This window comes from Pseudomonas emilianonis (assembly GCF_023072625.1).
In the GTDB taxonomy this organism is placed as follows: domain Bacteria; phylum Pseudomonadota; class Gammaproteobacteria; order Pseudomonadales; family Pseudomonadaceae; genus Aquipseudomonas; species Aquipseudomonas paraveronii.
On the sequence record NZ_JAKNRV010000176.1, the window covers coordinates 1 to 10,595 of the forward strand.

10 protein-coding genes are annotated in these 10,595 nt (G+C 60.7%); 3 read left to right on the top strand and 7 right to left on the bottom strand.

Going from position 1 to position 10,595, the window contains the following annotated elements; translation table 11 throughout:
- Nucleotides 1–490: ABC-type transport auxiliary lipoprotein family protein (locus L9Z73_RS17625; protein WP_247403423.1), on the top strand; the 490-nt coding region annotated here is incomplete at its 5' end.
- Between the two features lie 103 nt (nucleotides 491–593).
- On the opposite strand, the gene L9Z73_RS17630 is transcribed toward L9Z73_RS17625, so the two are convergent.
- The 5 genes from L9Z73_RS17630 to L9Z73_RS17650 form a co-directional block, all read right to left on the bottom strand.
- Nucleotides 594–1,823, bottom strand: a complete 1,230-nt coding sequence (locus L9Z73_RS17630; protein WP_247403426.1) for a nucleoside recognition domain-containing protein — start codon at nucleotides 1,821–1,823, stop codon at nucleotides 594–596.
- A 95-nt stretch (nucleotides 1,824–1,918) separates the two neighbouring features.
- Nucleotides 1,919–3,250 (bottom strand): glutamate/aspartate:proton symporter GltP, encoded by a 1,332-nt coding sequence (gene gltP / locus L9Z73_RS17635; protein WP_247403429.1) that lies wholly within the window; start codon nucleotides 3,248–3,250, stop codon nucleotides 1,919–1,921.
- A gap of 730 nt (nucleotides 3,251–3,980) precedes the next feature.
- A complete protein-coding gene (locus L9Z73_RS17640; RefSeq protein WP_247403432.1) occupies nucleotides 3,981–4,448 on the bottom strand; it encodes an inhibitor of vertebrate lysozyme family protein in 468 nt (155 codons plus the stop codon).
- Between the two features lie 2 nt (nucleotides 4,449–4,450).
- On the bottom strand, nucleotides 4,451–4,615 hold the full coding sequence (locus tag L9Z73_RS17645) for a DUF1328 domain-containing protein (RefSeq protein ID WP_002555679.1): 165 nt from the start codon (nucleotides 4,613–4,615) through the stop codon (nucleotides 4,451–4,453).
- Between the two features lie 78 nt (nucleotides 4,616–4,693).
- Nucleotides 4,694–4,984, bottom strand: coding sequence for a hypothetical protein (locus L9Z73_RS17650; RefSeq protein ID WP_247403435.1), 291 nt, complete (start codon nucleotides 4,982–4,984; stop codon nucleotides 4,694–4,696).
- Nucleotides 4,985–5,360: 376 nt separating this feature from the next.
- On the opposite strand from L9Z73_RS17650, the gene algB reads away from it, so the two are divergent.
- Both algB and L9Z73_RS17660 read left to right on the top strand, forming a co-directional pair.
- Nucleotides 5,361–6,707 (top strand): sigma-54-dependent response regulator transcription factor AlgB, encoded by a 1,347-nt coding sequence (gene algB, locus L9Z73_RS17655; protein ID WP_247403437.1) that lies wholly within the window; start codon nucleotides 5,361–5,363, stop codon nucleotides 6,705–6,707.
- A gap of 10 nt (nucleotides 6,708–6,717) precedes the next feature.
- The gene (locus L9Z73_RS17660; protein ID WP_247403440.1) at nucleotides 6,718–8,505 is read left to right on the top strand and encodes an ATP-binding protein; all 1,788 of its coding nucleotides are present in this window, start codon (nucleotides 6,718–6,720) and stop codon (nucleotides 8,503–8,505) included.
- A 3-nt stretch (nucleotides 8,506–8,508) separates the two neighbouring features.
- On the opposite strand, the gene L9Z73_RS17665 is transcribed toward L9Z73_RS17660, so the two are convergent.
- The gene (locus L9Z73_RS17665; RefSeq protein ID WP_247403443.1) at nucleotides 8,509–9,285 is read right to left on the bottom strand and encodes an N-acetylmuramoyl-L-alanine amidase; all 777 of its coding nucleotides are present in this window, start codon (nucleotides 9,283–9,285) and stop codon (nucleotides 8,509–8,511) included.
- Between the two features lie 88 nt (nucleotides 9,286–9,373).
- On the bottom strand, nucleotides 9,374–10,595 hold a 1,222-nt coding region (locus tag L9Z73_RS17670), incomplete at its 5' end, for a GGDEF domain-containing protein (protein WP_247403446.1).

A 10,595-nucleotide genomic window follows, 5' to 3' on the forward strand; every position in this document is an offset into this window, starting at 1 on the left:
AGCGGCGCCGGTAGCCTGGTCGCTGCGCGTGACCAAGCCGCAGACCAGCGAGTTCCTCGACAGCTCGCGCATTGCCGTGGTGCCCCAGGGTGATCTGATCAGCAGCTACGCCAACTCACGTTGGAGCGACTCGGCACCGGTGTTGCTGCGCAACCGCTTCATGGACGGCTTCCAGCGCGATGGCCGGGTGACGTTGCTGAGTAGCGACGAGACCAACCTGCAGGCCGACTACGAGCTGGGCGGGCAATTGCAGGCGTTCCAGAGCGAATACCGCGACAGCGCGGTGGAAGTGGTGATTCGCCTGGATGCGCGGCTGGTGCGTGGGAGTGATCAGCGGATCATTGCCAGCCGAAGGTTTGAAGTGCGCCAGCCGGTCAGCGACAACAAAGTGCCAGCGGTGGTGGCCGGGTTTGGGCTGGCGGGGGATCAGTTGAACAAGCAGGTGGTGGATTGGGTGGTGGCGCAAGGCAACACTGCGCCGAAACGCTGAGGGCCTCATCGGGGGCAAGCCCCCTCCCACATTTAACCGCGTTTTGTCAGGATGAATACGGTTAAATGTGGGAGGGAGCTTGCTCCCGATAGCCATCCAAGCCTTAACCAAAGAACCAGTAGCACACCGCAATCGCCGCCACCACACCGGCAAACTCCGCCAGCAACGCACAGCCCACCGCATGCCTTGCCCGCTGAATGCCTACCGAGCCGAAATACACCGCCAATACATAGAAGGTGGTCTCGGTACTGCCCTGAACCGTCGCCGCCACCAACGCCGGGAAGCTGTCGACGCCCTGGGTCTGCATGGTCTCGATCAACATCGCCCGCGCGGCACTGCCGGAGAACGGCTTGACCATCGCGGTCGGCAGCGCGTCGACGAAGCGCGTGTCCATGCCGGTCCAGGCGACCACATGACGAATGCCTTCCAAGCCAAAGTCCAACGCACCGGACGCACGCAACACGCCCACCGCGCAGAGCATCGCCACCAGGTACGGCAGCAGGTTCTTGGCCACGTCGAAGCCCTCTTTGGCCCCTTCGACAAATGCCTCGTACACCTTCACCTTGCGCAACGCGCCAACCAGCAGGAACAGCATGATCAGGCCAAACAGCGTCAGGTTGCCAAGGATCGACGACAACCCGGCCAGCGCCGTGGCAGACAAGGTCGCCAGCAACGCCATGAAGCCGCCCAGCACCAATGCGCCCGGGATCAAATAGGCCAGCACCACCGGGTCCCACAGCCGCAGGCGCTGCATCACTGCCACCGAGAGCAAGCCCACCAGGGTCGATGCGCTGGTGGCCAGTAGGATCGGCAAAAACACCAGCGTCGGGTCGGCTGCGCCTTGCTGGGCGCGGTACATGAAGATGGTCACCGGCAACAGCGTCAGCGAGGACGCATTGAGCACCAGGAACAGGATCTGCGCGTTACTCGCGGTATTGGGGATCGGGTTGAGTTCCTGCAACGCTTTCATGGCTTTCAGGCCGATGGGCGTGGCAGCGTTGTCCAGGCCCAGGCCGTTGGCGGCGAAGTTGAGGGTGATCAAACCGATGGCCGGGTGGCCGGCCGGCACTTCCGGCATCAGCCGGCGAAACAGCGGGCCGAGGGCCTTGGCCAGCCAGTCGACGATCCCGGCTTTTTCGGCGATGCGCAAAAAGCCCAGCCATAACGTCAGCGTGCCGAACAACAGCACCATGACCTCCACCGACAATTTGGCCATGGCGAAAATGCTTTCCACCATCGCCGCAAAAATCCCGGCGTTACCGCCGACCAGCCATTGCGCCAGTGCTGACACCATTGCTACGACAAAGAAGCCAAGCCACAGGCCATTGAGCATCAGTTGAATCCCCCGAAAGATGGGGCGAATGATAGCGGGGCTGACAGAAACGACAAACCCCGGATTTACCGGGGTTTGTGCGCATCAGGCAGACCTCAGCCGCGGCTGGCCTCGCCGACCGGCAGCGCTTGCTTGGTGCGCCAGTGCGGCAGGGAGTTCCAGTAGCGCTCGCCCTTGGCATCGTCGTACATGCCTTCCCAACGGGAGATGACCAGTACCGCCAAGGCGTTGCCGATCACGTTGAGGGCAGTACGCGCCATGTCCATGATGCGGTCGACACCGGCAATGAACGCCAGGCCTTCCAATGGAATGCCCACGCTGCCCAGGGTGGCCAGCAACACCACGAAGGACACGCCCGGCACACCGGCGATGCCTTTGGAGGTGACCATCAGGGTCAGCACCAGCATCAGTTGCTGGCCGACCGACAGGTCGATGCCATACAACTGCGCGATAAAGATCGCCGCGATGCTCTGGTACAGGGTCGAACCATCGAGGTTGAACGAATAACCGGTCGGCACCACAAAGCTGCAGATGGCCTTCGGCGCGCCGTAGGCTTCCATCTTCTCGATCACACGCGGCAGCACGGTTTCGGAACTGGCGGTGGAGTAGGCCAGCACCAGCTCATCCTTGAAGATGCGCATCAGCTTGATCACCGAGAAGCCAAACAGGCGTGCGATCAGGCCCAGGATCACAAAGGCAAAGAACAGGATGGCGACGTAAACCAGAATCACCAGCTTGGCCAATGGCAGCAAAGAGGCGAAGCCGAAGTTGGCGACGGTCACCGCGATCAGCGCGAACACACCGATAGGCGCGTACTTCATGATCATGTGGGTGACTTTGAACATGCTCTCGGACACGCCCTGGAACATCGTCACCAACGGCTCGCGCAGTTCAGGCTTGAGGCTCGACAGGCCCAGGCCGAACAGCACGGAGAAGAAGATGATCGGCAGCATCTCGCCACGCGCGACGGCGGCAAAGATGTTCGACGGGATCAGGTTGAGGATGGTCTGGACGAACGCATGTTCATGCTGCACCTCCGCCGCAGTCGCCTGGTACTTGGAGATATCCACGGTACCCAGGGTACTCATGTCGATGCCCGTGCCAGGGTGGAACAGGTTGGCCAGCAACAGGCCGACCACGATGGCGATGGTGGTGACGACCTCGAAGTAGAGAATGGTTTTGACGCCGATTCGACCGAGCTTTTTCGCGTCGCCTACACCGGCAATGCCGACGATCAGCGAGGAAATCACAATCGGGATCACGATCATCTTGATCAGGCGGATAAAGATATCGCCCGCTGGCTGCAGCACATTGCTGATCCACCAGGCCTTTTCAGCACTGAAATGGTTGAGCACGGCACCGATTGCGATCCCCAGCACCAAACCGATGAGGATCTGCCAAGCGAGGCTTAGCTTTGCCTTCTTCATGTCATTACCCTTACTTCAAGTGAACTTAAGGCAAATGCGCCAGCTGCAACGCCCGGAAGCGAAAAAGTGTGTGCATCTGCCTCCGTAGAAAGTCACCGCCGCATGGCCGAAATGGCTTACTGGCAGGCGAAAAAAGGCGCAACTATTCCCATGCAAGGGGGCGACGTCTAATGCCGTAAACGCCTACCCTATGCCGAATCGGCATGGCTTTTTTTCATAATAACTGACCGAACGGTCAGTTCAAATGCGACATTTTGCCCGGCGAATATGCCGTGAACCGGTCAAATCAGGGTCGCTTAGAGATTCAGGACAAGCTGAAGGCATTCGCAAAAATGCCTGTGTATTCAGGGGGCTGTTGTCTGAAATGTCCTATAGCGTGAACGAAACTTTCTCGATAGATGGTCGCCACGACATACCCAGTAATGGTTAGGCGCGGGCAAAAAGCAGATTCTCGGCTAAGAGCAGTATGAGAGGCGGGGGATGAACGTCATAAGCCCGCCGCAAGTCCAGCAAGCTCGAGAGCGTGTGAACTTGCGTCGCAGCTTTTCACCTGGCCCGGCCCTTGCGCAGGCACTCCCTGTACCCGTAGGTCACGCCGATCTCGACGGATCAGAGCAACCCGGCCCCCTGGCCATGCATCACCCTTGGCGGGCGATGCAAACAGAAAGAAGCGCACGGGCTTCTTTCTATGGACGCCGGCCCCGCAGACGACAGATGCGTCAGACGGGACCTAGTACCAATTCGGATCTTTCTTCAGTTGCTCCATCAGCAGCTTTTGCATGCCTGCATCCGGCTTACCGATAAACCGGTAATCGGCGTGACGCGTTGGAGACTTGTCCGCCGGCAGGCCGGCCGGGACTTCCACCAACATGGCGTAGGCATCTTCCTTGTCATAACTGAAGGCGACGATCAGGCGCTTGTTCAGGCAGGTGTCTGCGGTTTCGCAGAGAGGCCCGACCAAGTACTTGTCGCCATCTTCTTCAACGGCATTCATTTGCTCGGCCGTGCCGGACAGGTTCATGACCCATTCCGGCAGGCGCTCTTCTTTCTTCACCACGCCTTGCCACGTTTCACGGTACTGCGGGTCCGCGCTGAGCAATTCGTTGGCCCGGGTCTGACCGTCGTTAGCGGCCATCGCCAAACCGCTGCCGCCCAGAAGCAGGACGGCAGCCACAGCGTTGAGAGACAAAGTGGTCATATTCAGCCTCGGCCGCGACGACCAAAGAAGAACGAAACGACGAACATCACCAGGAAGACCACGAACAGAATCTTGGCGATACCCGTGGCAGTGCCCGCGATACCACCGAAGCCCAGGACTGCAGCCACAATGGCGATGATCAGAAATGTGATTGCCCAACTCAACATGGTGATTCTCCTTACGCTTTTTTAGGGGTGACAGCGGTACTGCTGTGCAATCGCTCAACTCAAGCGATCTTTTGTTGCCTAGAACACCCAACGTTCCTGGGATGGCAGTTCACCCAGGGCAGACGCCTGGTCAACCATCCGCAGTTGGGGAGCCGTTACATCGGCAGAGACGCTGCCAACGGAACGGCTATCAATGGAGCGAAAATGGGTCTGGGTCATTGCCGGACGTTCGAAATGCGGGGTCTGCTGCTGCCAATGCTGCAACTGCTGGCCGCCAATCAACGTGACCATCAGGGCCAGGCTGGCGAACAGGCCTTGTTGCAATCGCACTGGCGATACACACAGTTGAGCGAGGCTTTGGCGAGTCATGCTGCTTTCTCCCGCATTTTGATTATTCGTTAGGAGAGCTATTGCAGAGGGCGTGCCAGCTTTTTTACAAAATAAAACTTAACAAAATCAATCAGTTAAATATATTTGATCAACACGAAGCCCAGCATCCTGCACGATGGCCACCTGGACGCCGTGCGAAATGCACGATCACCAGTGGTCGGATGGGTGGATAGAAAGCCAATAGCGCACTGCCGAAGTGGCAAGAAGGCATGAAAACGCCAGCAGGTGCGGGCCTTGTAGGGATACACGTAGATAGCTGCACGACGTTGCGTTTTATCAATCAGAATGAACCATGCAACTTGCCCGATTATTCCGGGACTAAACACCATCATTCATATTCAGGAGCGCGGGACAAATGGAATCAGCCAAGGAACTTCAAGGCCGCATTCTTTTAGTGGACGACGAATCCGCGATCCTTCGTACCTTCCGTTATTGCCTGGAAGATGAGGGCTACACCGTAGCCACCGCGAACAGCGCCGCTCAGGCCGATGCCCTGATGCAACGCCAAGTGTTCGACCTGTGCTTCCTGGACCTGCGCCTGGGCGAGGACAACGGCCTGGATGTGTTGGCGCAGATGCGCATCCAGGCGCCGTGGATGCGCGTGGTGATTGTGACCGCGCATTCCGCCGTGGACACTGCGGTGGATGCGATCCAGGCCGGCGCGGCTGATTATCTGGTCAAACCGTGCAGCCCCGACCAACTGCGCCTGGCCACCGCCAAGCAATTGGAAGTGCGCCAGCTCTCCGCGCGCCTGGAGGCGTTGGAAGGCGAAGTACGCCAACCCAAAGACGGCCTCGACTCCCACAGCCCGGCGATGATGGTGGTGCTGGAAACCGCGCGCCAAGTGGCCGGGACTGACGCCAACATCCTCATCCTCGGCGAATCCGGCACCGGTAAAGGCGAGTTGGCCCGCGCCATTCACGGCTGGAGCAAGCGCGCGAAAAAATCCTGCATCACCATCAACTGCCCGTCGCTGACGGCGGAGTTGATGGAAAGCGAACTGTTCGGCCATAGCCGCGGTGCCTTTACCGGCGCCAGCGAGAGCACCTTGGGCCGGGTTAACCAGGCGGACGGCGGCACGCTGTTTCTCGACGAGATCGGCGACTTTCCCCTCACCCTGCAGCCCAAGTTGCTGCGTTTTATCCAGGACAAGGAATACGAGCGCGTAGGCGACCCGGTTACCCGGCGCGCCGATGTACGCATCCTTGCGGCCACCAACCTGAATCTCGAAGACATGGTGCGCGACGGCCGCTTCCGCGAAGACTTGCTGTACCGCCTCAACGTCATCACCTTGCACCTGCCGCCGCTGCGCGAACGCAGCGAAGACATCCTGGCCCTGGCCGACCGCTTCCTCGCCCGCTTCGTCAAGGAATACGCCCGACCGGCGCGGGGCTTCAGCGATGAAGCACGCGAGGCGCTGCTCAACTACCGCTGGCCGGGCAATATCCGCGAGCTGCGCAACGTGGTGGAACGCGCGAGCATTATCTGCCCGCAGGAAAAGGTCGAAATCAGCCACCTCGGAATGGCCGAACAGCCGACCCACAATGCACCCCGTATCGGTGCGGCGTTGAGCCTGGACGAACTGGAGAAAGCGCATATCGGCGCCGTACTGGCCACCAGCGACACCTTGGATCAGGCTGCCCGCACCCTGGGCATCGACGCGTCGACCCTGTACCGCAAACGCAAACAGTACAACCTGTGAGCTGTACCTTATGAAGTTAGCGATGAAACTGCGCACTCGGTTATTCCTGAGTATCTCCGCGCTGATCACCGTCGCCCTGCTGGGGTTGATCCTGGGGCTGGTCAGCGTGATGCAGATGGCCAAGACCCAGGAGTCATCGATTCGCAGTAACTTCATCACCCTCGACCTGGGACTCAAGCTGCGCCAGAGCCTGGGCGACCAGTTGATGATGATGCTCGAACAACGCCCCAATCCGGAGGCACTGCAAGCGGCGGAACAGCATTACTTCGAGCTGCTCGACCAAGGCATTGCCCACGAACAGCGAGACGGGCATAGCAGCGGTTTCAGTCAGGCCCGGCTCGACTACCAGCGCTTGCTGGCGGCTTTTGACGAATCTCAACAAGCGTCCCCACCGCCCGGCAGCAAAGAGAAAATCACCGAAACATTCAATGTTCTGCGCAACGGCCTGATCGCCGAGCACAAGCAGGCCCTGGAAAACATCAGCGCCAGCGAGCATAAATCCCGCGAGCGCGCCTTGTTGATCGCGGGGCTGCTGGGGCTGGTAGGCCTCGCGGTGCTGATCATCGGTTTTATTACCGCCCATGGCATCGCCCGACGGTTTGGCGGGCCGATCGAAGCGCTGGCCAAGGCCGCCGACAAGATCGGGCAAGGTGATTTCGAAGTGACGCTGCCCATTTCTTCAGCAGCGGAAATGAACCAACTGACCCGACGCTTCGGCATCATGGCCGAAGCCTTGCGCCAGCATCAGGCAACCAATGTCGATGAGCTGCTGGCGGGCCAGCAGCGCCTGCAAGCGGTGCTCGACAGTATCGACGACGGCCTGTTGATGATTGACCGGCAAGGCCGCCTGGAGCACCTCAACCCCGTCGCACAGCGCCAGTTGGGCTGGGACGAGGAACGTCTCGGCCAGGGCCTGGGTGATGCGCTGGGTCGCCCGGAAATGGACGATCAACTGCAACTGGTGCTGCGCGGCGGCAACCTGGAGCGGGCGCCGGACGACCTGGAGGTGGAAGTCGAGGGCGAACTGCGCCTGTTGACCTACAGCCTGACGCCGGTAAGCCACACCCAGGGGCATATCCTCGGCGCAGTGATGGTGCTACATGACGTCACCGAGCAGCGCGCCTTTGAGCGGGTACGCAGCGAGTTCGTGTTGCGCGCCTCCCACGAATTGCGCACGCCGGTGACCGGCATGCACATGGCCTTCGGCTTGTTCCGCGAACGCGCGAAGTTTCCTGCGGAGTCCCGTGAAGCGGATCTGCTGGATACGGTCAATGAAGAAATGCAGCGCCTGATGCAGTTGATCAACGACCTGCTCAACTTTTCGCGCTACCAGAACGGCATGCAAAAACTCACCCTGGGCCCGTGCGATGTCACCGACCTGCTGGAGCATGCGCGTGCGCGCTTCGCCGAACCGGCGAATGCGCAACACATCGAACTGCTGGTAGAACCCCAGCCCGACCTGCCCCGACTGTATGCCGACCAGGTGCAACTGGAACGCGTGCTCGACAACCTGCTGGGCAACGCCCTGCGCCACACCGCCGAAGGCGGGCAGATCCGCCTGCAGGCGCGGCGTCATGGCGAGCGGGTGATTATCAGCGTCGAGGACAACGGCGAAGGTATCGCCTATGGCCAGCAGGGCCGCATCTTCGAACCCTTCGTGCAAGTGGGCCGCAAGAAAGGCGGCGCCGGCTTGGGGCTGGCGCTGTGCAAGGAGATCGTGCAACTGCATGGCGGCCGCATGGGCGTGTATTCACGGCCGGGGCAGGGCACGCAGTTCTATATGGCGTTACCGCTGTAGCAATTAACGCCGGTCGAGGGCGCGCAGGATCGCGGCACTCTCGGCATCCGGCGTGCCATCGAACAGCGCAGGGCGGAAGTGCATCTGGAACGCCGCGATCACATGGCGCGTGGCGACGTCCAGTTCACCGGTCTGCGGCGTCTGGTAGCCCAGGTGCGCCAACGCTTCCTGGAACCAGGTGATGCTCGGCAGATCCGTGGCGTACTGCGCCTGGTAGCGCGCCACAGCCTGCGCGTCGGGCCAGACGCCCAAGCCCTTCTCGGCCAGGCGCTTCCACGGAAACAACGGCCCCGGGTCCAGCTTGCGCAGCGGCGCGATGTCGCTGTGACCAATGATGTTTTTGGGGTCAATGCCATTGCGCGTGCTGATGTCCTTGAGCAACACCTCCAGCGATTGCACCTGAGCTTCGGAGTACGGGTACCACACACGGCCCGTCGGCGTGTCGCGAAACCCTGGGTTGACGATCTCGATCCCGATGGAGCTGGAGTTCAGCCAGGTACGCCCCATCCACTCGCTTTCCCCCGCATGCCAGGCGCGCTGGCTTTCATCCACCAGCTTGTAGATGGTGCCCGAAGCGTCGTCGCCGATCAGGTAATGGCTGCTGACCTGACCATGGGTCAGCAGCGCCAGGGAGCGTTCAAGGTTGGTCGAGGTGTAATGGACAACCACGAACTGCACGCGGTTGTCGTGGTTGGCCGAGGGGTGGCTGGTATCCAGGCGCGGGCCGCTGGCGCAGCCGGTGAGCAGGAGGAACATAAAGGCGAAGTACACGGATTTCATGGCGGATGACGTTACGCTGAAGACGATAATGCAACAGTGTAACGTACCGTTTGTGGCCCGCACGTCAAATTACAAAATGGAACATCTTTTAGGCCGCCTGCACCCGGTTACGCCCCGCCGCCTTGGCCCGGTACAACGCCTCGTCGGCGCGCTTGAGCGCCAGGTCACTGCGCTCGCCGGGCTGGAACTGTGCCACGCCCATCGACACCGTGATCGTCACCGGCTCGCCCTTGAAGTGGAACGGGCAGACTTCAATCGCCGTTCGCAACGCCTCGCCAGCGGCCAGGGCATTCGCCAGGGAGGAGTCGGGCATCAGCAACACAAACTCTTCACCGCCGAATCGCGCAATGAAGTCGCCAGGACGCAGGCGCTTGCGCAGCACGTTGGCGATGATTTTCAGCACTTTGTCGCCGGCCAGATGCCCGTAGCCGTCGTTGATACGCTTGAAGTGATCGAGGTCCAGCATTGCCAGCGACAGGCTATTGCCGCGCTGATGCCAGAGGTTGACCTCATGGTCCAGGCGCTCGCTCCAGGCCGCACGGTTGGGCAAGTCGGTGAGCGGATCGATCAGGGCTTTCTGGCGCTGCACTTCCAGGTGATCGCGATAACCCTGGGCCTCCTGTTCCATATTGGCGACGCGCTCCGCGAGCCCTTTCAAACGCTCCGCCACTTCCTGCTCGCGCTGGTCACGTTGCTGCTGGTGCTGGTCCATGGTGCCAAGCAGGCCTTCAAGGTGGCTTTCCAGGACCTGCTTGAGGCTGTCCAGGTCGGCGGCGTCCTGCACACTGTTTTGCAGGCCGTCGACCTGTTCACGGATTTGCGTGTCCAGCTCCCGGGCGGCCGAGCGACTGTCGGCATAGCCTTCGCTGGCCGTCTGCAGATGGCCCTGGAACGCTTCGAGGCGTTCGTTGAGCTGCTTGAGGTAAGCCTCGAACTCATGCTGGCCGCTGTCGGTGATCGCCAGCATCAGCGTGGCCAGATCGTCGAGGATCGGCAGCAGTTCGTACCAGTTCAAACCATGGGCCAGGCGTTCGCGCATGGCTTCGGCCTGGGGCCGGTGTCGCTCGGGCAGGGACAGGTCTTCCAGCAGGCCAAGCAAGGTGTCTTCAATGTGTTTGGCCACGGAGCTGTAGGACGGCTCCGGCGAATCGGGCAGGGCGTAGACAGAGTCCGCTTGCAACTCGTCCGGGTCCGGCACTTCCTGCACGGGCGGCAGTGACAGGCTGCCGATGACGGTTTGCGGCGGCGCATCGACCTGGACCGGCGGTGTTTCGATAAACGCAGCGAGTGCGCTTTCGGGGGCCGGCTCT